Genomic DNA, 25,479 nt, shown 5'->3' on the forward strand with positions numbered 1-25,479 from the left:
GAGGGCGTGATGGCGTGACGGGCGTGGGATCTCACGCAGTCACGAGATCAGGGGCTGCGCGACCGCGACGACGCAGCCCAGCAGCACGACGTAGAGGGCGAGGTCGAACAGCGGCCGGTGCCAGACCAGGCGGTAGAACCCGGTCCAGGCGAGGGCCCGGCGGACGGCCAGGCTGATGACGAAGGCGAGCAGCATCCAGGCCGCGAGGCTCGGGACGAAGACGCCGTAGATGTCGAGTTCGCCGGTCATGCCGCCAGTGCCGTTTCGGGAGAGGTCGTGAGGCCCGATCGGTAAGGGAGGGCGTCCGGGAACAGCCCGCGGCGGATGCCGACGAGGGCCATGAGCGCGGCGCGATGGGCCGGCTGATGCGGCTCGGTCGCGGCGCTGTCGAGCGCCGCATCGATGACCGCCAGGAGTTCGGCCGGTGGCCGGACCGCGCGACCGTCGTAGTAGCGGGCCAGGGCGGCGAGGAGGCGCTCGACCGCGGCCCTGGCCCCCGTGGAGAGCTGCCGGCGGTCGCGGCGCAACTCGACCACGTTGATGCCGACCCGCACCTCGGCGAGAAGATCGGCCGTCCACTCCGCGTCCTCCGGCGGCAGCGCCGCGAGGCGGGGGGCGAGCAGCCCGACCCGGTCGAGCATGATCGCCGCGAGCTCGAGCCCGCTCTGCGCGCCGTGGCGCTCGGCGGCCCGGGCGAGGCTGCGGCGATTGACGGCCCGGAGGCGCCGCGCCGACCAGCCGGCCCCGACGGAGCGGACGAGGCGCGTGACCAGCGTCGCGACCCACATCCCGACGATGATCGCCACCGCGGCGTTGGCGAAGGCGGCGAAGTCGCCGGTATAGCTGCTTTGGAGCGCGATCACGGCCGAGCCGTTGACCGCCGCGCCCATCGCCATCGGCGCGGTCCGCGGCTGGGTCATGCAGACCCCGCACAGGATGAGGGCGGGTGCCAGCGCCAGCGCCACCATCTCGAAATTCGTGGCCTGCGGCAGCACCCCGAACAGGTAGAGGGCGGCGACCACGGCCCCGAGCACGGCCGAGTTGGCGAAGCCGAGGATGGAGGGGGCGGGATCGTCCTGAGCCGCGTAGAAGCAGCAGCCGACCGCCGCCATCATCGGCGCGCCGGCCCCGTCCGGCCACCCGGTCGCGATCCAGATGCCGGAGGTGAGCAGGACGACCACGAACACCCCGACGGCGGATCGGATGGCCATGCCGTGGTCGCGGTGGCGGATCGTGCGCGCGGCGGCGGTGTACCGGAAGGCGAGCGCCTCCCGGACGGGCGTGCCGTCGACGATGTGCCGCTGCAGGAGCCGGGCGTCCTGGCGCAGGTCGATGAAGTCGCGCAGGCGCGCCACGAGGCTGGCGAGCACAAGATCGGTCCAGGACAGCCGGCCGTTCAACGCCGGGTCGACCACGTCCGCCGCAATCCGCAGCCGCGCCGCCTCGGAGGGGTCGGTGGTCCCGGAGGCGATCCATGCGGCCATCTCGTCGAGCAGCGCCCGGACGCGGGCCGGGACCGCCCGCTCCCGTTCAAGGGTCTCGATTCGGTCGGCGACCGCGGAGACGATCGGCAAAAACATCAGCATGTGCTGGCGCAGCGTCGCCATGGCGTCGACCGAGCGCTCGGCGCCGGTCATGTCGTAGCGCAGCGGCGTCGCCAGGGCGTCGAACGCGATGGCGTCGGAGGCCAGCTGCAGCCTCTTGGCCTGGGTGTCCGTCGTCGGGCGTGCCTGGCCGAGCACGTCGGCGACCCAGCCGCGCGCGTCCCGCAGCCAGAACTCCAGGCGTGCGGTGATCAGGGGCGCCACGGACTGGGGCAGCACGATCGTGTTGACGAGGCTGGCGCAGAGGATGCCGAGCGTGATCTCCTCGGCGCGTGCCACCGCGGTGTCGAACATCGTCCCGGGCTCGCCCACGGTCGGGAAACCGATCAGGGCTGCCGTGTAGCCGGCGAGCATCATCAGATAGCTGCGCGGGGTGCGGTCGAGCAGCGAGACGTACAGGCACACAGACACCCAGAGCGCGATGGCGAGCGTCAGGAGTTCCGGCGCATCGACGAGGTTGGGCACCAGGATGATGCTCACGACGGCGCCCAGCAGGGTACCGAGCACCCGGTAGAGCGCCTTGGCTCGGGTCGCACCCGCCAGCATCTGGCTGGTGATGTAGACGGTGCCCAGGGCCCAATAGGGCCGCGGCAGGTCGATCCACATGGCGAGGTACAGCGCCAGCACCGCCGCCGCGCAGGCCTTGATCGAGAAGGTCCAGTCGCGCCAGCCGGGGAGCGTCATTCCGCGGCCTCCTCCCGTGCCCCGCCGTCCGGAAACGCGAGAACGTGCTTCTGAAAGGCCTGGAAGACCCTGAGGCCGGCTTCCAGGTCGGCGGTGTCGACGTCGGCGAAGACCCGCTCCCGCAGCCGCGTGAGTTCGGCCTCCATCTGGATCACGGTCCGCTCCCCGGTCGGCGTGAGGCTGAGGACCTTGGCGCGCCGGTCGGTCGGGTCCTCCTTTCGCACGACGAGCCCGGCCGCGCAGAGCTGATCCAGCAGCCGCACCAACGAGGCGCCCTCGATCCCCACCGCCTCCGCCAGCGCGGTCTGGCGGGGCTCCCCGTCGAGGCGGCCGATGAGGATCAGGGGGAGCGCGGTCGCGTCCGAGACGCCGTGCGCCTCGACGACGGCGTTGGCCGCGCGCCGCCACTGCCGTCCGGCCAGCAGCAGGGTGTGCGTATAGGCTTGGCGCAGCCGGTCCAGGCTCTGGGGCATGCGGTCGGGCCTCTCTCAGCCATGCGCGAAACGAAGGCGATCCGTATCATAGCGGACTTATAGATAGCGTCCTAACGTTTAGTCTGCAACCAGCGCTGCGTCTACCGACGGATGGCTGCCCCGATGCGAGCCCCGCCGCTCGGCGGGGCTCCCGAAGGTCATGGCTCTCGGGGTCCTCCGCAGAAACCCACATTGTTGCCGCACTGTTGCTCGAGCTTGGCCATACGCGCCACGATCGACGGATGTGACGCGGGACGGAGCAGCCCCACCCCGGAGAGCCAATGCTGGTCGATCACGCGCGCCGCCTGCTCAACAAAGCCGCGCAATCCGCGGACGGATGCGTCTCCGTCAAACGTCAGCTGGACCGCGCTTGGCCGGGTGATCACAGCCGGCTCCGTGGTCTTGAGAGCCGGGGCGATCTCGTCTGGCTCGGTGAGCAGGCCGCCCCTCATCTCGGCGGCACGTTCGCGACCTGGCAGATCACCCCAGCGGGGTTGCAGCAGCTCCGGGCCCTCGCGGCCGGAGGTTTGTGATGGCCTCGATCAAGATCCGCGTGACCGACGACGGCACCTTCGTGGTCTACCGCAACGGCACCGCCGTCGCGTCGGGGCTGACCCGCGACCAGGCCGAGCGCTGCGCGACGGTTCTCGGTTGGATCGCGCCGACGGCCTGACGGCCGTCGCGCCCCCGCCCCGCTATGGGGCGGCGTGAGGGCGTGGTCCCCGTGGCCGTGGATGTGGCCGCCCACGATGGCATCACCGCGATCGCGCATGCCGCGCTCGCAGATATCGCGGAGGCGTTGCTCGGAGAACAGGCCAGGCTGCTCGAGGGCGTGCCGGTCCGGTCTACGCGGCTGGCGTCACGGGTGCGGATCCGTCATCGCCCAAGGACGCGATCAGCAGCCAGAGCGCCCGGTGCTCCGGACCGCCCCGATCGGCGGCGAGGAAGGCGGACAGGCCAATCTCGGTGACGTGGCCGCCCGAGGCGGCGTTGCCCCTGTGCCGGACGAAGCTGTACCCAGTCGCTGGATCGCACAGCAGGCGCCAGCGGTCGCCATTGGGGCTGACGTGGATCTCGCGTCCGGGTTCGGTCGTCACGGCGCTCGCGCCTCTCATCACATGGGCAGAGGATAAACCTTAACTTCTTCCCCACCCTGAAGGACGGGGATTTTCGGAGACCGTGAGGTCTCGTCCAGTTGACGCTTCATAGGGCTGCTGTTGCAAACCCTCTACGTCCAGCAACGGTGTGTTCCACCGCCGTTTGATATTGATCGCGGCGTTTCTATCGGCATGGTCGGTGTAGCTGCAATTGATGCAGGTGAAGCGTGCTTGGCTCTCGCGGCTTCTCGCATCGACCACACCGCAGGCCGCGCAGGTCTGCGACGTATACCGAGCGGGCACGGTGACCACCTGCCCGCCGCGTTCCTCCATTTTGTACGTCAGAATCGTCGCGAATTGATGCCAGCCCGCGTTCAGGATTGCCCTGTTCAACCCTGCCTTCTGGCGGGTATTCCGGCCGGGGTCCGCGACGGTGCCCCGCGCGCTCGCGGTCATGCCGCGCGTGTTCAAGTCCTCCAAAACTGCCACGCCGAAACGCTTTGCGGTGTCGAGCGCAGCCCGATGGTGGAAGTCGCGGCGGATGCGGGCTTGCCGGGCTTGGAGACGGGCGACGCGCGTCTGAGCCCTGCGCCTGCGCTTCGATCCGCGCTTGCGGCGAGCGACGACGCGCTGCGCCTGACGTTTCTGAACCTCAATCCGCCCCAAGCTCGCTGGCAGCGTCATCATCTCGCCCGTGGACGGGGCGAGCGTCGTGGCCACGCCGCGGTCAATGCCGACGACATCGGGGCTTGGTGCGGGCGCCTCGTGCGCGATCTCACAGGCGAACGCGACGTGCCAGCCGAGCGCGTCGCTGCGGACGGTGACGTTCTTCAGGGTGCCGCGCATCGGCCGCGTGTCGCGGAACTTCACCCAGCCGATCTTCGGCAGCCGCACGGCGGACCAGTTCGCGTTGAGCTGCCGCACGGCGACCTCGCGGCCGGGGAAGCGGAAGCTATCGTTCACGCCGCGGCGGCGGAGCCGTGGGAAGCTCGCACGGCCCGAGAAGAAGTTCTGGAATGCCCGGTCGAGATCGCGCAAGGCTTGCTGCTGGCAGGAGACGTAGACGGCGCGTACCCAGTCGAACTCGAAGCGTAGCCGGGTCAGATCTGCGGCCTGCGCGACGTATCCGAGCCGGTGCTTGCGTCCCCAAGTCGCCTTCTGCTCCAGGCCGAGATTGTAGACGAGGCGGCACACGCCCGCGAATTGCCGGAACAGGGCCTCCTGCTCGGGCAGCGGTTGCAGCTTGAAGCGGAAGCCGCGGGCGATCATCCTCTGACCGTAGAAGTTGGCCTGAGGAGCCGCAACATGGAAATCCGTAGAGGGCAACACGTGGTCTACGCCCTTCACACGCATTTGGTCTTCGTCACAAACTCTAGCCGCGACGTGCTCTCGGCGCTCGCGATCCGCGACCTCTCCACAATCTTCGCCAAGGTGTGCCGCGATTTTGAAGCCGAGCTTGTCGAGTGCGCCGGCGAAGACGATCACGTTCACCTGCTCGTGGCCTATCCACCGACGGTGAGCCTGTCGTAGCTCGTCGACAGCCCCAAAGGCGTGTCCAGCCGGAAACTCCGGGATATGTGGCCAGAGATGATAGGCCGCGACCAGCAGGGTGTGTTGTGGACGCCGAGCTACTCCGTCGCTTCGTGCGGTGGTGGCCCCTTCTCCGTGGTGGCCGAGTACGTCCGTTCAAAGCGCGCGGACGCGCGCTCTCCCCGGCCTGAAGGCCGACGTTTTGAGGATAAACAATGAAGTCCATACTCATTCTACCGATTTTGGCGGTGCTCGGCTTCACGCCGGCCGTTCATGCGCAGGGGCTGCAGCGCGGCGCCCGTGACGGGGCCGAGCGCGGCGAAGAGATGGCTGGTCCGCTTGGCGCCGTCGTCGGTGGTGCGATCGGGGCGGCCGTGGGTACGGCCAACGGCATCCTCGGCGTCGACCGTCGGGAGCGCTTCCGCATCTACGCGCTCGGCGAAAACCGCCCGTCCATCGCGCTCGCGGGCCCCGTGCGGGTCGGGGCGGTGCTGCCGGAGGACGGGGTGGTCTATTACGACGTGCCACGCGAGTTTGCGCTTCCGGAGTACAGCTATACGATCGTCAACGGCCACCCGGTTCTCGTCGAGCCGGTGAGCCGGCGGATCGTGGAGGTGATCGAGTAGGAGCCGAACCCGGCATGCCTGAGCCATCGGCCCCCAACCGCCACCAGACCCGTTGCTGCGTGATCGCGTCAGGCCTGGGCTCGTCCGCGGCCTCGGGGCGATCCGGTCGACGCCGCCGCTTGGGTGCGGCGGCGGCTGTAAAGTCACGGTTAGCTATCGCGGCGGATCGGTCGGAACGGGGGGCTTGACCGTTTGTTCTGCCGAGATGGAACACTATCGATCCACCCTCGCGACCACGGCGATTGCTGCACTCGGGTTGCTCGTCGCCGCCCACGTCCTGCATCCGGGCAATTATGAACGGTCGGATCGCGGCGCGCGGTCCGTCACTGTGGCCATGGCGGCGCCAACCACAGCGACCATCTGGACCGACGCGCCGCAGAGATTGCTCGGCAGCGAGCCCGCCGCGCTGATGGCCGACAGCGAAGCGCTATTGGCGCGCCATCCAACGGTCGCGCCACCACCCGGGGCGCGGACGTTGCCGAGACTGTCGGGCGCGCTGGTGCCGCCGGTCGCTCAGAAGGCTGGTGACGGTGATCCGATCGGCGACCTGATCCGCGACTTGGATCTCGGTGAAGCGAGCTGACGGTCGAGTGGGCCCGCTCCGGAGCTGCGCTCTCAGGCGTAGGGCCCGCCGAACAGGCCGCCGAATTCCGTCCGCTGGAACAGCGCGCCGACGCCGGCTCTGAGGCTCCGGCCGGTCGCGGAACATAGGCCATCGCGGGCAGAAAGCCGCGAGGTCAGTGGTGTTGGTCGTGTCGTGGTCTCGATGGCCGGCTGGCCGAGACGGGCGTCGAGCCATCCGCGGGAGCGTCGGCGACGGCTGGGACCACGCGCTGGCGGTGACGATCGACGGCCCGTTCAAGGATCTCCTCGCGCGGCAGCGGCGCTGACGATGTCCCGCCGCCACATCGGCTGAGCGGCCAGGGCAACGGGCTGTTAACCCTATCGGGTCAAGCCTGATCCTCAGGTCGCGCATCGATGTCGCGACGCCGCGCGGAACGGACATGCTGACGGCCAGCCAGCGAACATGCGAAGTGAAGGTGGATGGGGCGTGGCATCCCACCACGCTCACCCAAGCGCGCGGTCTCTACACGATGGCGCAGAAGCGCTGCCCTGCCTGCCATGGCCAAGTCGTCATCGCCGGGACCTACATCGGCAAGGGCAGCCTGAACCTGCAACATCGCCGAGCGCATGCCGGCTGCCCGCTCAGGCCCGAGACGTACACCGGAACGCCGTCGCCGCACCCGCAGGCGCTTGCCTGACGCTCGGACCCGCCCCGATCCGATCACGGGGGGGCACCCTCCGAGCTCGCCAGCGGTCGGGCCGATACGCAACGCGGCCCGCCGGCATCATGGCGCGGTCTCAGGTGAGGCCGTTGGTCGGTAACCTCAAAGGCGGATCGGTCGCGGTGAAAGCTCATAGACGGCTCGACACGCGCCTCGATCCGCCGCCTTCCGATCCCTGTCGTCGCCCCAGCTCCGGTAACGCTGCGACCGGCCGCGCACGACGTTCAACGCGATCCGATGAAAACCGCCGCCAGGCTCGGCATTTCAGTCCATCGCAACCCCGTGGCCGAACTCGTCTCTGCCGCGGTCACGTTAAGACATCATTAACCATTTCGCCACGAAGCTCGGAGTGCCCAAACCCGGAGCAGACTGGCGCGACCATCCAGTCCATCCGGATATCGATCGAGCCCGGCTGAGCCCCGAAGCGCAATGGCTTCGACGGGGTCGGGCTCGAACTCATGGATTGGCATCCGGGATGGACCGGACAACATCTCGGACTCAGGACGCTGATACAATTGGTCTACGTCTTGCGGGGTCGATATCGCTCGAGCGCCGCGTGGCGCATCGACGAAAACGCAATGTCCCCAGAATGGTAAGCTGCATCCGTGGGCTCGGTTTGCGCGCTGACGGATGAGCATGGTGGCCGAGGCGATCAGTTTGGTGTAACTACTTAAGCCCTTTGCCGCGACCGGATATCGCCGATCCGATCGCAGGATCGGCCAAAGGGGACACACGCGATGGTGCCCCAGCGCTCGATCAAAGAAGCGCTGCGGGTACAGAGTTCAGAGTCATCGTACTTCCTCGTATCGAGAATGTAGAGAGCGACGGCAAGTCAAGGCAAGAGCTCGAGAAGCTGTGCCGTCAGGGACTGATCTGCATCATCCCGCGCCGGATCGGTGTGAATCGATCGTTGGATCTGGAAGAGACCGATGAGCATTCAATCTGCGCTGCGCGTTGCTGATGTTTTAGATGGTATCGGCGTCAATACGCATATCGACTATACTGATGGTCAATACGCGAATATCGCCCAGGACTTGAACGATCTTCAGTATATCGGCTTGACGAATCTGCGTGATGCCGCGCCGGATCCGAGCTTGGCCGGCCAGGCCAATCTTGCCGCGGCTGCACAGGCCGGGATGAAGTTCGACTTCATCGTGAACGGTGCGACCAATCCCGTGGATGCGGTTGCGCAGATCCATGCCTTCGTGGTCGCTCATCCGGGCTCGGTGACTGGAATCGAGGGGCCCAATGAGGTGAACAACTTCCCGGTCACGTATCATGGTCTCACCGGGATCGCGGCCGCTCAAGCCTATCAGCAGGATCTCTATGCGGCCGTGAACGCTGATCCGGTCCTCAAAGACATACCGGTACTCAGTTTTACCGATTTTCCGGCGCCTAAAACGGCGTCAGACTCGGATAACGTGCATCTCTATAACATGAGTGGTGGCCAGCCTCGTGGCGATATCACGGGTGCCGAGGCGGCTATCTCGGCGATCGATCCTGGTAAACCTGTGGCGATCACGGAGATCGGTTATCACACATCGATCGCGGCCGGCAGCGCCATCGGCTGGGAAGGCGTCGATGAGAACACACAGGCAAAGCTGATCCTCAACACCGTCTTGGATGCCGTTCAGTCCGGATCGGCCTCGACTTACATATACCAGCTGCTCGATGCTTATTCAGACCCGACAAATTCGGACATCCAGGACCACTTCGGTCTATTTAATCTGGACAACACACCGAAGCAGGCGGCTACGGCTCTTCATAACCTGACGACGATTCTGAGCGATCCCGGCTCGAACGCTGCAGGGTTCAGCGCTGGGGGACTCGACTACTCGCTGAGCGGAATGCCGAGTTCGGCTTACAGTCTCCTGACGCAAAAATCCGATAGCTCCTATCAGATCGTGCTCTGGAACGAGCCTGACGTCTGGAACGAGCAGACACATCAACCCATCTCCGTCCCGTCGAGTGCGGTCACCGTGCAGTTGGGTCACGTCTTCGCATCGGTCCAGATCTTCGATCCGCTGGCCGGCTCGACGCCGGTGCAGACCCTGAACAACGTGTCGAGTGTCGCCCTCGCCCTCGCGGATCATCCGTTCATCATCCAGGTATCGGGACCGGCCGCTTCCAGCACGCCGAGCACCAGCACGCCGAGCACGGGTACGCCGACCACCAGCGCGCCGACCACCAGCGCGCCGAGCACCGGCGGCGCCGGGGTGGCGACCACGGTGGGTACGGGCCCGGATCAGCTGGTGCTGAAGATCAGCGAGGACGCCTACAAGGGCGACGCGCAGTACACGATCTCGGTGGACGGCCAGCAGGTCGGCGGCACCTTGACCGCGCACGCCGCCCACGTCGCCGGTTCGAGCGCGCTGGACGACACCGTGACCGTACAGGGCAACTTCGGCGCCGGGCCGCACACGGTCAGCGTCAACTTCCTCAACGACGCCTATTACGGCCCCGGCAGCGACCGCAACCTGTACGTCGACGGGGCCAGCCACGACGGCACCGCCATCGCCAACAGCAGCCTGAGCCTGCTCAGCGCCGGACCCCAGCAGTTCACCGTCCCGGGCACCGGTGCGGATACGAGCGCGCCGGGCACGAGCACGAGCGCGCCGACCACCAGCGCGCCGACCACCAGTGCGCCGAGCACGAGCGCGCCGAGCACCGGCGGCGCCGGGGTGGCGACCACGGTGGGCACGGGCCCGGATCAGCTGGTGCTGAAGATCAGCGAGGACGCCTACAAGGGCGACGCGCAGTACACGATCTCGGTGGATGGCCAGCAGGTCGGCGGCACCTTGACCGCGCACGCCGCCCACGTCGCCGGTTCGAGCGCGCTGGACGACACCGTGACCGTACAGGGCAACTTCGGCGCCGGGCCGCACACGGTCAGCGTCAACTTCCTCAACGACGCCTATTACGGCCCCGGCAGCGACCGCAACCTGTACGTCGACGGGGCCAGCCACGACGGCACCGCCATCGCCAACAGCAGCCTGAGCCTGCTCAGCGCCGGACCCCAGCAGTTCACCGTCCCGGGCTCCGGTGCGGATACGAGCGCGCCGAGCACGAGCACGAGCGCGCCGACCACCAGCGCGCCGACCACCAGTGCGCCGAGCACGAGCGCGCCGAGCACCGGCGGCGGCGGGGTGGCGACCACGGTGGGCACGGGCCCGGATCAGCTGGTGCTGAAGATCAGCGAGGACGCCTACAAGGGCGACGCGCAGTACACGATCTCGGTGGATGGCCAGCAGGTCGGCGGCACGTTGACCGCGCACGCCGCCCACGTCGCCGGTTCGAGCGCGCTGGACGACACCGTGACCGTACAGGGCAACTTCGGCGCCGGGCCGCACACGGTCAGCGTCAACTTCCTCAACGACGCCTATTACGGCCCCGGCAGCGACCGCAACCTGTACGTCGACGGGGCCAGCCACGACGGCACCGCCATCGCCAACAGCAGCCTGAGCCTGCTCAGCGCCGGACCCCAGCAGTTCACCGTCCCGGGCTCCGGTGCGGATACGAGCGCGCCGAGCACGAGCACGAGCGCGCCGACCACCAGCGCGCCGACCACCAGTGCGCCGAGCACGAGCGCGCCGAGCACCGGCGGCGGCGGGGTGGCGACCACGGTGGGCACGGGCCCGGATCAGCTGGTGCTGAAGATCAGCGAGGACGCCTACAAGGGCGACGCGCAGTACACGATCGCGGTCGACGGCCAGCAGGTCGGCGGCACCCTGACCGCGCACGCCGCCCACGTCGCCGGTTCGAGCGCGCTGGACGACACCGTGACCGTACAGGGCAACTTCGGCGCGGGCCCGCACACCGTCAGTGTCGCCTTCCTCAACGACACCTATGGCGGCCCCGGCAACGACCGCAACCTGTACGTCGACGGCGCCAGCCACGACGGCACCGCCATCGCCAACAGCAGCCTGAGCCTGCTCAACACCGGATCGCAGCAGTTCACCGTCCCGGCAACGAGCACGGGCTCCGGCGCGTCGGCGACAGCCACGGGCGCCGGTACGGCCGCTGCCGCGCCGGCTGCCCCGACCGTCGCGCTCACGCACGATACCGGGACAGGCGGCACCCACGTCACCAGCGACGGTCTGGTCACCTATGCGCCGTCCGTGAGCGGCGACACGCTGCACTACAAGCTCGACAGCGGCACGTTCACCACGACGGCCCCGGTCCTGGCCACCGACGGCAGTGCCGACGGCCCGCACACGGTCACCGTCTACGAGACCAATGCGGCCGGTCTCGCGTCGGCCGACGCCAGCCTGATCTTCACCCTCGACACGCATCATGCCGGCAGCGGGTTCCACATGGCGTGAGGGCAGCTGTCGGGGCGATCCCGGCGCTCTCCGCCGCGGTGGTCGAGCGGCCGCAGGGGATAAGATCCGGATCGGCAATGCCGGTCACATGTCAAGACATTGAGCGATGCCGTGTGGCATCGCAAGGCATTATGACGGCGCCCGCAAGCTTTCGGCATTGCGGGCGCCGTCATCATTTCAAGATTTGGCGTCGATTGTCAGAATACATTCTGCTCTATTGACATCCGTGGCCTGGCGTCTCACTGGAGTCTGAACGTTGCGCCGGCTCGGTTGAGCCTTGATTGAGATCTGCACGGACCATGCCAGGCCCCCGTCTCGCCGGGGCCGGCCTGTGTCGGGGGGCCGAACGCATGCGCCAGGTCGGACAATCGGGCGAGCTGTCGGCGGCGCTCTGGCACAGCGCCGGTGCCTTCATGGGCGTGGCCGGCATGAGCGCGCTCGCGAACCTCCTCACGCTCACCGGCTCGTTCTTCATGCTGGAGGTCTACGACCGGGTCATCCCCAGCCGGTCGATCCCCACCCTCGTCGGCCTGTGCGTGCTCGCCCTCGCCCTGTACGCCGCGCAGAGCGCGCTGGAGGCTTTGCGCGCCCGCACCCTCGCCCGCATCGGGGCGGCGCTGGACGCCGAGATCGGCCCGCGGGTCTTCAGCCTCAGCGTCCAGGCGCCGCTGCGCGGGGCGAAACCGGATCAGGCCGGTCAGCCGCTGCGCGATCTCGAGCAGCTGCGCGCCTTCCTGGCCGGGTCCGGGCCCGCGGCCCTGTTCGACCTGCCGTGGCTGCCCGTCTACGTCGCCGTGTGCTTCCTGTTCCACCCGCTGATCGGGGCGGCGGCGATCGGGGGCGCCGTGCTGCTGGTCGGCCTGACGCTGGCCGCCGAGATGGCCTCGCGGGCGCCCGCGCGCAGCGCCGCCGCCCATGCGGGGCGGCGGCTGGCGCTGTCCGAGGCCGCGCGGCGCAACGCCGAGACCGTGGCGGCGCTTGGCCTGGAGGACAGGCTGTGCCGGCGCTGGGGGGCGGTCAACCGGGATCACGCCCACGCGCAGCAGCGCGCCTCGGATCTCGCCGGCGGCCTGGGGGCGGTCTCGAAGGCCTGCCGCATGGCGCTGCAATCGGGCGTGCTGGCGCTGGGCGCGTGGCTGGTGATCAACAACCAGGCCAGCGGCGGGATCATCATCGCCGCCTCGATCCTGGTGGCGCGCGCGCTCGCGCCGGCCGAACTGGCGATCGCCAACTGGCGCGTCTTCGTGGCCGCGCGGCAGAGTTGGCAGCGTCTGGCCGAGGCGCTGGAGCGCCATCCGCCGGCCCGCGTCCCGCTCGCCCTGCCGGCGGCGAAGGTCAGCCTGAGCGTGGAGGGCGTTCACGTGGTGCCGCCCGGCGCGGACCGGGCGACGGTGCAGGAGGCGAGCTTCCAGCTGCGGGCGGGCCAGGGGGTGGGGGTGATCGGCCCCTCGGCGGCGGGCAAGTCGAGCCTGGTCCGGGCGCTGGTGCGGATCTGGACGCCGGCGCGGGGCCGGGTGCGGCTCGACGGGGCGGATCTGGGGCAATGGTCGCCCGAGCATCTCGGAGCGCAGATCGGCTACCTGCCGCAGGAGACGGAGCTGTTCGCCGGCACGATCGCGGAGAACATCAGCCGGTTCCTGCCGGACGCCCCGGCCGAGGCGATCGTGGCGGCCGCGCAGGCGGCGGGCGCGCACGACCTGATCCTGAACCTGCCGCGGGGCTACGACACGGTGCTGGGCGAGGCGGGCGCGGGCCTGTCGGCGGGCCAGCGCCAACGCATCGGCCTGGCCCGGGCGCTCTATGGCGATCCGTTCCTGGTGGTGCTGGACGAGCCCAATGCCAACCTCGACGCGGAGGGTGAGCACGCCCTGACGCAGGCGATCCTGCGGGTGCGGGGACGCGGCGGGATCTGCGTGGTGGTGGCGCACCGCCCGAGCGCGCTGGTGGCGGTCGATCACGTGCTGATGATGCACGAGGGCCGGGTGCAGGCCTTCGGGACCAAGGACGAGGTGCTCAAGCGCGTCCTGCGCCCGGCCCCTGCGCCCGCCCTGCGGGAGAGCGCGTGATGGCGAGCGGGTCCCAGGCCGTGAAGGCCGCGTTCCACAGACTCGGCGCGGGCGTGCGCCGGCGCGTCCCGCCGCGGGCGATGGCGCTGTTCGCGGGCGCCCACGCCGAAATCCGCCGCCTCGCGGCCGACGCCGGACGCTTCGCCGCCGCGCAATTCGCGGCCACCAGCCTGGCGCCGGCGGCCGGCGCCTTCGATCCGCGGGCCTCGATCCGCCGTCAGCTGGCGGCGGCCGGGCTGATCGCGGTGGCGCTGGTGCCGGGCATCGGCGGCTGGGCGGCGCTGACCTCGTTCGCCGGGGCGGTGATCGCGCCGGGTCAGCTCGTGGTCGAGTCCGAGGTGAAGAAGGTCCAGCATCCCACCGGCGGCGTGGTCGGCGAACTCCGGGTCAAGGACGGCGACCGCGTCCGGGCCGGCGACGTGCTGGTGCATCTCGACGAGACCCTGACGCGGGCCAACCTCGACATGACGCGCAAGGCCCTGGACGAGCTGGCCGCGCGCCGCGCCCGCGCCGAGGCCGAGCGGGACGGCCTGAGCGAGGTCACGTTCTCGCCCTCGCTTCTGTTGCGACAGGGGGCCGATCCGGAAGTCGCCGCGCTGGTGGAGGGTGAGAGCCGGCTGTTTTCCGCGCGGCGGGCGAGCCGGGACGGGCAGCGGGCGCAGCTGTCCGAGCGGGCCTCGCAACAGCAGGAGGAGATCGCCGGGCTGGGCGAGCAGGTGGCCGCCAAGGCGCGGGAGATCCGGCTGATCGGCAACGAGCTCAAGGGTGTCCACGACCTCTACGCCCGGAATCTCGTCGCGCTCTCGCGGGTGACGGCGCTGGAGCGGGACGAGGCGCGGCTGGAGGGCGAGCGCGGGCAGCTGACCGCGTCGATCGCCTCGGCCAAGGGCAAGATCGCCGAGACGCGGCTGCAGATCCTGCAGGTGGACGCGGAGATGCGCACCGAGGTGGGCAAGGACCTCGCCGAGATCCGGGCGAAGTGGTCGGAGCTGTCGGAAAAGCGGGTGGCGGCCGAAGACCAGCTCAAGCGCGTCGATCTGCGGGCGCCGCAGGACGGGGTGGTGCACCAGATGAGCGTGCACACGGTCGGCGGTCTGGTGACGCCGTCCGAGCCGGTGATGCTGGTCGTCCCGGACGCTGACCGGCTGGCGGTGGAGGTGCACATCCAGCCGCAGGACATCGACAACGTCCGGGTCGGCCAGAGGGCGGTGCTGCGATTCTCGGCCTTCAACATGCGCACGACGCCGGAGATCGACGGGGTCGTGAGCCGGGTCTCGGCGGATGTGGCGAGCGATCCGAAGACCGGGATGAGCTTCTACACGGCACGGATCGCGGTGGCGGACCCCCAGCGGGCGCGCCTGGGCGGGGTCCGGCTGGTCCCGGGCATGCCGGTGGAGGCGTTCCTGCAGATCGGGGAGCGGACGGTGCTGAGCTACCTCGTCAAGCCGATGTCCGATCAGATCGCCAAGGCGTGGCGTGAGAAGTAGGGGATCGGGCATCGGGACGGGATCGTCCGCCCCGTGACGCGGCTGACGCCGATCGCGTCACCGCCGCCGCCGTCCCGCGCACCGCTCGGGACGAGCTTGGATCGCGGCAGGATCAGAACGACCGACCGATCGAGACGGTGTTGACTTGCGTTGCGCGGTCTACGCCCTTGTTTTAAGCTCGATCGATAACATTGCCGGTGAGTTCCATGTTGTTCACCATCGTATCGGAGCGTGCGGGCGTAAGCAGCCGGGACACGCGCACGACGCCGCACGAGGCGCTCCTCCTCGCATCCACCTTGGTCCAGGGCGGCGTCGAGAAGGTCTGGGTCTTCGATGCGCGCGGGGTGTTCGTCAGCGCCTCGGCGCTGCAGCAGATGGCACGGGAGCGCGAGGAGCCGGCCGGGACGCAGGCTGTCGTCGTGAGCGGCACCACCGACCTTCTCGCCCGCGATCCTGAACCGGCGCGCCCGGGCGACGATGCGGCCGCGGCGGGCGAGGCGCCCGTCGGCACCAAGGGGCCCGTGCCGAAGAACGGGCGGGTGTTTCGGATGGCGACGCAGCGGTACTGAGCGCTGGGCGTCCTCGAGTGCGGCGCGCCCGAGCGACGCCGCTGCGGATGAAGTCTGGAGACCGCGATGCCCTTCACGATCATGACCGAGCGGCAGGCCGTCAACACCTACACCCGGCGGAACACGGCGCGTGAAGCCCTGTTCCTGGCCTCGTCACGGGTGCATGATGGCGCCGAGAAGGTGATGGTCTACGATGAATGGGGCCAGTTCGTCGGCGCGGCGGCCCTCGCCGCGGCGGCGCGCGACGAGATCGGCGCGGTGAACGCGGTTCAGAAGGCCGTCGATGCGGCCGTGGCGGAACTTCTCACCCTGGAGCCGCAGCCCTACACGCCGAACAGCGGCCTGACGATCGACATGACGGCCGGCACGACATCGCGATCGGCCACGCCGGAAGCGGTCGAGGCACACGCCGAGCCGGTGAAGCGCGGCCGCGTCCGCGTCTTTCGTGCGGCCGGCAAAAGTGATTGAGCGCATCTCGGCGCGGCGATGTCGCTGTGTACTGAGACCGATCGGATCAGGTCGGAGATGCGCGGGCGGTTTTGATCGGGCGTGTCGATCGCTTTGAGCGGTCTCCACCAAAACGGTTGTGCGTCGTTATCGCAGCCCGTCATCGCGCTGATCGTCCTGGCACAAGAGCAGACCCGATCCGGAGACTCACGGCGATGATGGACGACGAGACGAGCGCCGAGGACGACCCGATTTGGTTGGATTGGCAGACCGTCAGGCGGACGGACCCGGTGGAACGCGTGGCCCGTGCGCTGTGCAAGTTCGACGGAAGGGAGCCCGACTCCGTCGCGTCATCGGATCGGACGGAGCCGTTCGTCACGGAGGACGGGATCGCGGTCCTCAGAAGCATCGAAGAGCCCGCGTGGAAGAAATACGTGCGGGAAGCCTCCCGTCTCGTGGCCGCGTTCCGCGCCTTCACCGGCCCCGAGGGCGGCGACTGAGCCTCTGAGTGTGAGCGTGATGCCGCCCCCGCGCTTACCGAGATCCATCATGCCCCCCGGGACCCGCTGCCCATCCGAAACCGGATCGGCCGGCCGGCCACGGCCCCTCCGAGGCCGTCGGTGATGGCTATCGGGAAGCAGCCGGCGATGGCCGAAAGGGTGGCGGCGATGAAGGCCTGCTGTTGGTCGCGGTCGCCGACCAGCCGAGCATAGGTGATCCGCGGCTTGCCCTGGAGCGTCCCGTCACGCTTGAGCGTGAACAGGACGGTGACTTCGGACCCCGCCGCCTCGGGCGCGACCTGAGCACGGCGCGCGCAGGCGCCCAGGGTCTCCCAGAGCGCGTGCAGCGAATTGGCCGCCTCCGCGTGCGCCGGCGATCCGGCGAGCATCAGGGCGAAGGCCGCAGCGGTGACGCGCATCATCTCGCCCTCTCGGGATCGGCGGCCTGCGGGCGCGACGCGGGCCTGTCCCGGAGGGGCCGGTCGCCGCGATGCGGGCCACACGGTCGAGCGTTTCTTCCCGTCTCGGCCCGCCCAAGGTGCGCGCGCATCGGACTATGACCGCGTGCTCGGACGCCGGTCGGCCTCGAGCCGGACGGGGGCCTCGGGCCGGATCAGTCGGCGGGCGATGGCTCATCCTCCGGAGCCGTGGCCGCCGGTCGCGCCGCCCGGCCGCGTTTTGCCGGAGGCGTCGCCTCGCAGCCCGCACAGATCGATCCCATCGACTGTTTGAGCTTCGCGTCCCGTTTCCGGTCGGACGCGGCCGTCTTGGCCGAATTGGTATCGAACCGCTTGCGGGTCGCCTCGAGATCGACCGGGCCCGCGTCCGTCGCCGGGGCCGGGACTGCGGCGGACGGTTGTGGTCGACGCGCGGGCGCCGCCGGCGGTGCCGATTGCGCGAGACACGGGGTGCTCGCCAGGATGAGAAAGCCGAGACCTGCGGCAGCACGATATGGGCGCATCACGCTCCCTCGGAGGACCACGCGGGCTCCACTGCGGGCCGGGGAGCCGGAAGCGCCACGGCGTCCGGCCGCCAAACCCAGTGGGATGTCGCGGCTCCGGATCTACCATCTGCCGCGGGGCTCAACAACCAAGGAGCGAATTTGCATTCCAGCGCGGCGAATGACCCGTCGGGACGCCGGTGTGAATCGATCGCAACCGCGCGCTGCACCGACCTGATAGGGCCGCGTGGACGCTCGGCATGCGACGGGCGCTATGTCGTGCGCGCGGGAGCGGGTGTCGGATCGCGTCTCGCGACGATGCTCGATCCGGATCCCACGCCGATACCGGATCGCGCGCGTCACGGTCCTGCGGCCGGGGCTCTCGTCGATGCGGACGCCGCAGACGTCGCGCACGTTCGATCGCGGAATGTCCAGACCGGGGCGCGATTGCTGCTTTCCTCGAGTCTCGACTGCTCTTCACGCTTTCTGCATTGATGTATGTGATCATCGGCAAAACGACTACCATGAACGCAGCCGGACCTCAGGAAGCCACCGTGATCGCGAGCACAGGACAGCCCGCTTCGACGCTGATGTTCGGGCTCGACAGCGATGCCTGGGACCGGGCTCTGATATACTCCCTGATCGCCGCAGCCATCGCGACGGTCTTCGTCGGAGTGTCAGCGGCTGGATCGATCATCACCCACAAGCGAGACGCCGCCGCCGCAGAAGGGCATCTGAAGCGGTATAAGGACGCTGCCCAGCACGGTGTCGAGGCGAGAGCGGACGCTGTCGCGGCGGATCGAGCCGCGGGGCCCACCGTCGAGGGGCCCGGCCGCGCGCAGCCCGGGGCCGAGAATCCGCACGTGCCGCGGTTCGTGAGAGAGGCAGGCGCACAGCGCTCGGTGCTGGAGACGGACGCGGGCTTGGGCGCGCCTCCGGTTCGATCGCCCGATTCCGACCTGACCCCCGCACAGGCGACCGCGCTGATCGGTGCGCTCGGGACCGCACGGGGCAACATCTCGATCGATTACGAGGGTGGGAACCGGGAGGCACAACCGCTGAGCGGTAAACTCCAGGACGCCTTCCGGAGTGCGGGATGGAATGTGTCCTCAGGGATCATCCTGGGTCTCGCCAATCCTCCGGATTCGGGGATCCTGCTCCGGGTCAACAGAAGCGGGATCACGGCGCTTCAGGAGCGGGTGGTGCAGGCGCTGAAGGCCGCTCGGATCGGGTTCGATCTTCGTCCCGACCGTGATCCGAGGCCGCCGGGCAGCCGTCACGTGCATGCGCCCATCGGAATGGGCGTCGACGATGTCGAGGTCGTCGTGACCGGCCCGCGGCCCTGAGGCCGGCGGCGGCGCTCGTCGGGTCGCCTGTCCGTCAGACGAGCGCCGAGAGGCGCGAGATCAACATCACCAACTCCGCCTGCCGATTCGTGCGCGTCTTGGCGAAGATCGCGGCCAATTGCGTGCGGATGGTCGCCACGCTGACGTTGTGCGTCGTGGCCGCCTCGTTGACCGTGGCGCCGCTGGCCAGGAGCGCGGCCAGCCGCGCTTCCGCGGCGGTCAAGCTGAAGACGCGTTCCAGCGCGGCCGTGTGCGGGCGTGGCGCCTGCTCCAGGTCGATCAGGAGCAGCACGGTGTGGGACATCTCTTCGCCGAGGACCGGCACGAGGATCGCGCTCATGATGAGCGGACGCTTGCCCTCGCGCATGGTCAAGATCCAGTTCTCGCCGTCGAGCTGGACCCGCGCCTTGGAGCGGGCGAGAAGCTGCTTGATCGTGTCGCGTCCGCTCCCGTCGAGCAGATCCGGTCCCGCGTCCGCGTATCCGATCACATCCTGCAGGATGCGCTGCGCTTCGGCGTTGGCGGCAAGAACATGCCCCTGGGTCGACAGGATGAGGCCACCGCAACCGAGGCGTCCGAAGACCTGCAGCAATGGCGCACCGACCAGCATCGTTTCCTGACTGCTCATGAGTCAGTCTTCAAGACGGAAGATGCGGCGTCGTCAGGCTATCGGGACCTGATAGCGGCCAAATAGTTGGCTCGCCCGGGGGAATGTAGTCAATCTCTTCGATAGAGTTGCGCCGATATTTATTCGTCTGTCCATGAATGGTGCGAAATAAAGCGTCATCCTTCATGAGCATATTTCGCAGCTCCAAGCTTCGGTGACGGGATTACTCGGCACATTACATGATCATACCAGGCATACGCGTACAGAATGCCAGAACGATTATGGGAGGCCCTATATAGTCGCCTCTTCCAGGTCTACAATATGTTTTGCCAAATTATCGTCGATGAAGACCGCTGATGTCTAGATCCGGACGGGCTCGGCGCGCTCTTCAAAATGGTTCCTCCCACCTTACCCCGAATCCGATGAATTCGCTTTCGGCGGAGCGGCACTTTCGGCGATCGACGTGACGATGAATGTCAGTCAGTCGGTCCATTTATTGAGCCCAGTGCGGTCTCAAAATTTCTGATATCCATAGCTTTGTTGTTGATGCATTATATCGAGATGAGCTGGAACTGCAAGTCGGGTGTCGCTGAGGATCAGTGTGCCATCGAATGTTGCGACGCAGCATCACGAAGTCTCAGCCTCCGCGGAGCGCTGCGTCGGGGACGATCGCCGTCGCCTTTCGCGGGCGGGCGCGACGAAGGTCGATGTCCCGGACGCGGCCCGGTCGCCTACTCCGCCGGCTCGGCCTGCGTCTCCACGCGCCGCTCAGGAGCGCGCTCGGTGCGGACAGGGACCACCGGCGACGCAGCCCGTTGCAGCACCTCGATCGCCGCGTCGGCCTCCCGCTGGCGGTCCCAGAGGGCCGCGTAGACGCCCCCCGCCTCCAAGAGCTCGGCATGGGTGCCGCGCTCGACGATACGGCCGTGGTCGAGCACCAGGATCGCGTCGGCGTTGACCACCGTGGACAGCCGGTGGGCGATCACCAGGGTGGTGCGGCCGCGGCTGACCCGGTCCAGGGCCGCCTGGATCTCGGCCTCGGTGAACGAGTCGAGCGCCGAAGTCGCCTCGTCGAGGACCAGGATCGGCGGCGCCTTCAGGATCGTGCGGGCGATGGCGACCCGCTGCTTCTCGCCACCCGACAGCTTCAGGCCGCGTTCTCCCACCGGGGTGTCGTAGCCTTCCGGCAGACCCGAGACGAAGCGGTCGATCTGGGCGAACTGCGCCGCCTCGCGCAAGTCCGCGTCGCTGGCGTCGGCCCGGCCGTAGCGGATGTTGTAGCCGATCGTGTCGTTGAACAGCACCGTGTCCTGCGGGACCATGCCGATCGCGGCGCGTAAGGAGTCCTGCGTCACCGCGGCGATGTCCTGCCCATCGATGCTGATCCGGCCGCCCTGAGGCTCGTAAAACCGGAACAGCAGCCGCGACAGCGTCGATTTACCGGCCCCCGAGGGGCCGACCACCGCCACCGTCTGGCCCGCGGGAATCGCGAAGGAGACGCCGCGCAGGATCGGGCGCTCCGGGGTGTAGGCGAAGCGGACATCCTCGAACCGCACCGTCCCGCCCGCGACCCGCAAGGGCACGGCGCCCGGCCGGTCGGCGATCTCGGGATTCTGCCCGAGGATGCGGAACATGTCGTCGATGTCGATCAGCGCCTGTTTGATCTCCCGATAGATCATGCCCATGAAGTTCAGGGGCATCGAGAGCTGCACCAGCATGGTGTTGGCGAGCACGAAGCCGCCGATCGTGGTGCGCCCCGCCAGGATGTCGCGCGCCGCGAGCCACATCACCGCGGTCATCCCGAGGGTGAAGATCACCGCCTGCCCGGCATTGAGCACCGCCAGCGACACGTAGGTCTGCGTCGAGGCCTTTTCGTACTTGGCCATCGACACGTCGTAACGGGCCGCCTCGCGGGCCTCCGCGCCGAAATATTTGACGGTTTCATAATTGAGCAGCGAATCGACCGCCTTGGTGTTGGCGTCGGTGTCGGAGGAATTCATCCGGCGGCGGATGGCGATCCGCCACTCGGTCGCCTTGTAGGTGAAGGCCAGATAGGCCGCGACCGTCGCGAAGGCGGTCGCCGCGTAGGTCCAGCTAAATTCGTAGGCGAGCACGCCCAGCACCAGCACGAACTCGACGATGGTCGGCACGAGCGTCAGCACCATCAGGCGCGACAATTCCTCGATGCCCGAGCGGCCGCGCTCCAGCACCCGGGTGAGGCCGCCGGTCTTGCGCTCCAGGTGGAAGCGCAGGGACAGGCGGTGCATGTGCTCGAAGGTCTGGAGCGCCAGCCGCCGGACCGCGTGCATCGCCACCTTGGCGAACAACCCGTCCCGCACCTGGGTCAGCGCCGACATGGCGATCCGCGAGACCCCGTAGAGGGCGATCAGCAGCATCGGCGCGGCGAGCAGGCCCGTCGGCACCGGCGCATCCTTGCCCCCGATCGCCGCGACCAGGGCGTCGGTGATCCACTTGAAGGTGAACGGCGTCACCATGGTCACGAGTTTGGCCGCCAGCAGCAGACCGAACGCCAGGAAGACCCGGCGCTGCAGATCGGGCCGGCCGTGCGGCCAGAGATGCGGCCAGAGCCGGCGATAGGTGGCGATCAGCCCGGGGCGCTCGGCCGGGAGCTTCGGCCCGGCCGGGGGCGCGGTGTCGTCGGTCATGAAAGGTTCTGCGGGGCGGGATGTCGTGAGCCCCGCATATAGGCGCGGCGGCGCGCGGGATCACCCGCACGGCGTGCAGGGCATCGTCTCACGTCCGCCAGAACGGCTTTCGGATCTCTGCGCGCAGGAGCCACGGATCGAGGCCGGCCTCCCGGACCTGGTCGGGATGGAGGGAAGCGAGGGCCCGCCGGGTGTGGATTCGGCGCAGCCAGGTCCGTATCCGGGAGGCGGGGTCCGCGCGGGGGAGGCGGACGGGTGACGAGGAGAGCGTGGAGGTGAGCATCGCGGACGATCCGGTGGCGGGAGAGCAGTCCGGCCGGGATTGCTGCCGCAGCATTGGTCCGATACATCTCTCGGATCAATCGAAACATTGACCTCGGAGCAATGATGCCGGCCATCGACTTCCGCTCCGTCGCCGACGCCATCGCGGACGACATCGCCGCCGGCCGCCTGCGGCCCGGGGCGCGGCTGCCGCCGCAGCGCGACTTCGCGTACGAGCGGGGCATCGCGGTCTCGACCGCGAGCCGGGTCTACGCGGAACTGGCCCGCCGCGGCCTCGTGACCGGCGAAGTCGGGCGGGGCACCTATGTCCGGTCCGAGCCGGGCCGGATCGGGCCGCTCCAGCCGGAGCCGCCGCCGGCGGCCGTCGATCTCCAGCGGACCCATTCGCGGCTGCCCGAGCAGGAGGCCGTGCTGGCCGAGACCCTGGCGGCGCTCGCCCGCGGCGGCGCCGAGATCGGGTTCGGCCAGTACGGGCCCGCGGGCACGCCGCAGGCGCGATCGGTCGCGGCCAAGTTCCTCGCCCGCGACGGCTACGCCCCCGAGGCGGACGACATCCTGTTCACCGGCAATGGCCGTCAGGCCGCGGCGGCGGCCCTCGCAGCCCTCGCGGGGCCGGGCGAGCGGATCGGCTGCGAGCCGCTGACCTATCCGGCGGTGCGGGGCATCGCGGCCCGGCTCGGGATCACCCTGGTGCCGGTCGCCATGGACGCGGAGGGGATGTGTCCGGACGCCCTCCTCCAGGCGCACCGGGCGGCGCCCCTGAGCGGAGTCTACATCCAGCCGACGCTGCAGAACCCCCTCGGCGCCACGATGGGGCCGGCGCGGCGGGCCGACCTCGCCGCCATCCTCGAACGGACCGGGCTCACCGCCATCGAGGACGCGGTCTACAGCTTCCTCGCCGACGCGCGGCCCCTCGCCAGCCTCGCGCCGGACCGGGTGATCCTGGTGGACAGCCTCTCGAAGCGGGTGATGCCGGCGCTGACGGTCGGCCTGATCGCCGCGCCCCCGCCCCTGACCGACCGGCTCGCGGCCTCCGTCCGCCAGGGCGCCTGGACCGCGCTCGGCCTGTCGCTCGCCGCCGGCATGCACTGGATGGCGGGCGGCTCGGCGGCCGCGCTGGCCGACGCCAAGCGCCGGGACGCCGCGGCCCGGCAGGTCATCGCGCGGGCGGCGCTCGCGGATTTGCGGGTGGTCGGCGCGCCCGACGCCTATCACCTGTGGCTCGAACTCCCCGAGACGTGGCGGGCGGAGGCCTACGCGGCGGCGGCCCTGCGCCAGGGGATCGCCCTCCTCCCGGCCTCGGCCTTCGCGGTCCATCCCGGCCACGCGCCGAACGCCGTCCGCCTCGCCCTGGCGGCGCCGTCGCGCCAGGACCTCGATCAGGCCCTGCGCCGCCTGCGCCGCCTCGCCTTCGCGGGCGACGATCAGGTCATCGAGTGAGCGGCCTCACCCGCGCTTGTCCGTCGGCAGCACGAAGATCTGGCCCGGATAGATCAGGTCGGGATCGCGGATCTGGGTCTGGTTGGCGTCGTAGATCACCGTGTAGCGCTCGCCGCGGCCGTAGGTGCGCTGGCTGATCCGCCAGAGGTTGTCGCCCCGGGTGATCTTGGCCGTGCTGATCTCCGGCACGTACACCGCTCCGGACGCGGCCTCACCCCCCGCCTCCGCCGCCAGGGTCCGCGTCTCCGGCAGGGCGGGCGCCGCCGCGCCGGAAGCGGCCGACCCGGTCCGGTCCGGCCCGGCTTTGCCCCTCGCCTGCGCCGTACCCTGCGCGCGGCCCTTTCCATCGCCCTTGCCGCCACCCTGCCCGTCCACCCGGGCCGTGCCGCGGGCGGCGACCTGCGCCGGCTCCGGTACCGTCAGCGGGACCTCGGCGCGCGTGTCGACCTTGCCGGTGGCCGGGTCGATCCGGTCGATCCGCACCTGGTACTGGCCCGGCTTGACCCCGCGCCCGATGGTGAAGCTCGCCCGGCCGTCCGGACCGATCCGGCCCGGCGCGATCAGCGTGTCGTTGAGGTAGAGCCGCAGGGTCGCGCCGGGCGCGCCGGTCGCCGTGACGAACAGCCGGCCGTTTCCCTGCACGTCGACGCTCACGATCCGGGTCGCGGGCCCCGCCCCGGGGCCGCCCGGAGCGAGGCCGCCGGACGGTGCGGCGTCGGCGACCCGGGCGCCGGGGCCGGGCGCGCCGGGCTGCGACAGGACGACGGTCGCCGCGTCCGGGGCGGTCAGGGCGACGAGCGGCTGGCGGTCGCGGCCCGGGGCGACCTGCACGGCCACGCTCTGCTCCGAACTGGCCGCGCGCCCGTCCCGGCCGGTCATGCGCAGGCGGATCTCGCTGGGCCCGGCGGGCAGGGCCGGCGGCACGATCGCGAACTGCCCGCTCGCGTCGGCGGTCGCCGTGGCCACCGCTTTGCCGTCGACCAGCATCTCGACGACGGCGTGCGGCGCACCCCGCCCGGCCACCACGGTATCGCCGTTCGGCTCGACCCGGACGATGTCGAAGCGCGGCGTCTCGGCGGCCCCGGCCGCCGGATTCCCGGCCCCGGCGGGGCCCGGCGCGTCATCGCGGAAATCGATCGGCGGGTCCGTTCGCCGCGCCAGGGTGCCGGGATCGGCGAGGCTCCGCGCGCCGCTCTCCGGTGCCGATTTGGCGGGGGGCTCCGCCGCCGGCCGCCCGGTCAGCGACCGCAGGGACTCGCCGCCGAACAGGGCCAGCACGAGGGCGAGGCCGCCGATAAGGCCGGCGAGCGCCAGGACGAGACTGCGCCGCACCTGTCCCGACATCGACAACCCTCAGCCCCCCTCGATCCTGACCCACCGTGCCGGAAAAACCGTCGACGGGGCCGCCCATAATACCGTACATGGGGCCGACACCAAGCCGTCCCGCCGCCCAGGCGGGTGAATCCCGCGCGACTTCAGCAGTTTGGCGCGTGGAGCGCCGGACGCG

22 protein-coding genes and 1 pseudogene are annotated in these 25,479 nt (G+C 69.6%); 14 read left to right on the forward strand and 9 right to left on the reverse strand.

What is annotated here, in order from left to right; all coding sequences use genetic code 11:
- Positions 1 to 39: 39 nt before the first annotated feature.
- Genes AC3IF1_RS21310 through AC3IF1_RS21320 form a run of 3 tightly spaced genes read right to left on the reverse strand, consistent with a single transcriptional unit; the run spans position 40 to position 2,761 of the window.
- Positions 40 to 249 carry a DUF1656 domain-containing protein gene (locus AC3IF1_RS21310; protein ID WP_489219218.1) on the reverse strand — a complete coding sequence of 70 codons (210 nt, stop codon included), beginning with the start codon at positions 247 to 249 and terminating at the stop codon, positions 40 to 42.
- Positions 246 to 2,288 (reverse strand): FUSC family protein, encoded by a 2,043-nt coding sequence (locus tag AC3IF1_RS21315; protein WP_489219219.1) that lies wholly within the window; start codon positions 2,286 to 2,288, stop codon positions 246 to 248. Before AC3IF1_RS21315 ends, AC3IF1_RS21310 begins: the two co-directional genes overlap by 4 nt.
- Positions 2,285 to 2,761 (reverse strand): MarR family winged helix-turn-helix transcriptional regulator, encoded by a 477-nt coding sequence (locus tag AC3IF1_RS21320; protein WP_489219221.1) that lies wholly within the window; start codon positions 2,759 to 2,761, stop codon positions 2,285 to 2,287. The genes AC3IF1_RS21315 and AC3IF1_RS21320 overlap by 4 nt, the downstream gene beginning before the upstream one ends.
- A 281-nt stretch (positions 2,762 to 3,042) precedes the next feature.
- Between AC3IF1_RS21320 and AC3IF1_RS21325 the strand changes: the two genes are divergently transcribed.
- Both AC3IF1_RS21325 and AC3IF1_RS21330 read left to right on the forward strand, forming a co-directional pair.
- Complete coding sequence (locus tag AC3IF1_RS21325) at positions 3,043 to 3,294, forward strand: hypothetical protein (RefSeq protein WP_489219223.1); 252 nt, start codon at positions 3,043 to 3,045, stop codon at positions 3,292 to 3,294.
- Positions 3,294 to 3,434, forward strand: a complete 141-nt coding sequence (locus AC3IF1_RS21330) for a hypothetical protein (protein WP_243971311.1) — start codon at positions 3,294 to 3,296, stop codon at positions 3,432 to 3,434. Before AC3IF1_RS21325 ends, AC3IF1_RS21330 begins: the two co-directional genes overlap by 1 nt.
- 172 nt (positions 3,435 to 3,606) lie before the next feature.
- Here AC3IF1_RS21330 and AC3IF1_RS21335 read toward each other — a convergent pair whose 3' ends face one another.
- The gene (locus AC3IF1_RS21335) at positions 3,607 to 3,858 is read right to left on the reverse strand and encodes a hypothetical protein (protein ID WP_489219224.1); all 252 of its coding nucleotides are present in this window, start codon (positions 3,856 to 3,858) and stop codon (positions 3,607 to 3,609) included.
- Between the two features lie 39 nt (positions 3,859 to 3,897).
- On the reverse strand, positions 3,898 to 5,211 hold the full coding sequence (locus tag AC3IF1_RS21340; RefSeq protein WP_489219225.1) for an RNA-guided endonuclease InsQ/TnpB family protein: 1,314 nt from the start codon (positions 5,209 to 5,211) through the stop codon (positions 3,898 to 3,900).
- On the opposite strand from AC3IF1_RS21340, the pseudogene tnpA reads away from it, so the two are divergent.
- The 10 genes and pseudogenes from tnpA (at position 5,164) to AC3IF1_RS21390 (ending at position 16,691) form a co-directional block, all read left to right on the forward strand.
- Positions 5,164 to 5,607: pseudogene (gene tnpA, locus AC3IF1_RS21345) on the forward strand (IS200/IS605 family transposase). The gene AC3IF1_RS21340 and the pseudogene tnpA overlap by 48 nt on opposite strands.
- A complete protein-coding gene (locus AC3IF1_RS21350) occupies positions 5,604 to 6,014 on the forward strand; it encodes a DUF1236 domain-containing protein (RefSeq protein ID WP_489219227.1) in 411 nt (136 codons plus the stop codon). The pseudogene tnpA and the gene AC3IF1_RS21350 overlap by 4 nt, the downstream one beginning before the upstream one ends.
- Positions 6,015 to 6,198: 184 nt before the next feature.
- Positions 6,199 to 6,597 carry a hypothetical protein gene (locus tag AC3IF1_RS21355; protein WP_489219228.1) on the forward strand — a complete coding sequence of 133 codons (399 nt, stop codon included), beginning with the start codon at positions 6,199 to 6,201 and terminating at the stop codon, positions 6,595 to 6,597.
- A 421-nt stretch (positions 6,598 to 7,018) separates the two neighbouring features.
- Positions 7,019 to 7,276, forward strand: coding sequence for a hypothetical protein (locus AC3IF1_RS21360; RefSeq protein ID WP_489219229.1), 258 nt, complete (start codon positions 7,019 to 7,021; stop codon positions 7,274 to 7,276).
- A gap of 953 nt (positions 7,277 to 8,229) precedes the next feature.
- Positions 8,230 to 11,622 carry a carbohydrate-binding domain-containing protein gene (locus tag AC3IF1_RS21365; RefSeq protein WP_489219230.1) on the forward strand — a complete coding sequence of 1,131 codons (3,393 nt, stop codon included), beginning with the start codon at positions 8,230 to 8,232 and terminating at the stop codon, positions 11,620 to 11,622.
- A gap of 350 nt (positions 11,623 to 11,972) precedes the next feature.
- Positions 11,973 to 13,688: a type I secretion system permease/ATPase gene (locus AC3IF1_RS21370; protein WP_489220435.1), complete on the forward strand. Its 1,716-nt coding sequence runs from the start codon at positions 11,973 to 11,975 to the stop codon at positions 13,686 to 13,688.
- Positions 13,688 to 15,175 carry an HlyD family type I secretion periplasmic adaptor subunit gene (locus tag AC3IF1_RS21375; protein WP_489219231.1) on the forward strand — a complete coding sequence of 496 codons (1,488 nt, stop codon included), beginning with the start codon at positions 13,688 to 13,690 and terminating at the stop codon, positions 15,173 to 15,175. The genes AC3IF1_RS21370 and AC3IF1_RS21375 overlap by 1 nt, the downstream gene beginning before the upstream one ends.
- A gap of 206 nt (positions 15,176 to 15,381) precedes the next feature.
- Positions 15,382 to 15,744, forward strand: a complete 363-nt coding sequence (locus AC3IF1_RS21380; RefSeq protein ID WP_489219232.1) for a hypothetical protein — start codon at positions 15,382 to 15,384, stop codon at positions 15,742 to 15,744.
- Between the two features lie 66 nt (positions 15,745 to 15,810).
- The gene (locus tag AC3IF1_RS21385; protein ID WP_243964826.1) at positions 15,811 to 16,212 is read left to right on the forward strand and encodes a hypothetical protein; all 402 of its coding nucleotides are present in this window, start codon (positions 15,811 to 15,813) and stop codon (positions 16,210 to 16,212) included.
- Positions 16,213 to 16,406: 194 nt separating this feature from the next.
- Entirely contained in the window at positions 16,407 to 16,691 is a 285-nt protein-coding gene (locus AC3IF1_RS21390) for a hypothetical protein (protein ID WP_243964825.1), read from the forward strand.
- A 47-nt stretch (positions 16,692 to 16,738) separates the two neighbouring features.
- Here AC3IF1_RS21390 and AC3IF1_RS21395 read toward each other — a convergent pair whose 3' ends face one another.
- Complete coding sequence (locus AC3IF1_RS21395; protein ID WP_243964824.1) at positions 16,739 to 17,113, reverse strand: hypothetical protein; 375 nt, start codon at positions 17,111 to 17,113, stop codon at positions 16,739 to 16,741.
- A 1,012-nt stretch (positions 17,114 to 18,125) separates the two neighbouring features.
- Here AC3IF1_RS21395 and AC3IF1_RS21400 point away from each other — a divergent pair.
- Complete coding sequence (locus AC3IF1_RS21400) at positions 18,126 to 18,977, forward strand: hypothetical protein (RefSeq protein WP_489219233.1); 852 nt, start codon at positions 18,126 to 18,128, stop codon at positions 18,975 to 18,977.
- A gap of 34 nt (positions 18,978 to 19,011) precedes the next feature.
- On the opposite strand, the gene AC3IF1_RS21405 is transcribed toward AC3IF1_RS21400, so the two are convergent.
- Together AC3IF1_RS21405 and AC3IF1_RS21410 are read right to left on the reverse strand one after the other, a co-directional pair.
- Positions 19,012 to 19,605: a helix-turn-helix transcriptional regulator gene (locus AC3IF1_RS21405; protein WP_489219234.1), complete on the reverse strand. Its 594-nt coding sequence runs from the start codon at positions 19,603 to 19,605 to the stop codon at positions 19,012 to 19,014.
- A gap of 710 nt (positions 19,606 to 20,315) precedes the next feature.
- The gene (locus AC3IF1_RS21410) at positions 20,316 to 22,250 is read right to left on the reverse strand and encodes an ABCB family ABC transporter ATP-binding protein/permease (RefSeq protein WP_489219235.1); all 1,935 of its coding nucleotides are present in this window, start codon (positions 22,248 to 22,250) and stop codon (positions 20,316 to 20,318) included.
- 387 nt (positions 22,251 to 22,637) lie between these two features.
- On the opposite strand from AC3IF1_RS21410, the gene AC3IF1_RS21415 reads away from it, so the two are divergent.
- Positions 22,638 to 23,972 (forward strand): aminotransferase-like domain-containing protein, encoded by a 1,335-nt coding sequence (locus tag AC3IF1_RS21415; RefSeq protein ID WP_489219236.1) that lies wholly within the window; start codon positions 22,638 to 22,640, stop codon positions 23,970 to 23,972.
- A 6-nt stretch (positions 23,973 to 23,978) separates the two neighbouring features.
- Here the strand turns inward: AC3IF1_RS21415 and AC3IF1_RS21420 are convergent, their stop codons facing one another.
- Entirely contained in the window at positions 23,979 to 25,316 is a 1,338-nt protein-coding gene (locus AC3IF1_RS21420; protein ID WP_489219237.1) for a LysM peptidoglycan-binding domain-containing protein, read from the reverse strand.
- Between the last annotated feature and the right edge of the window lie 163 nt (positions 25,317 to 25,479).

The sequence above is a fragment of the Methylobacterium sp. E-012 genome, assembly GCF_057836545.1.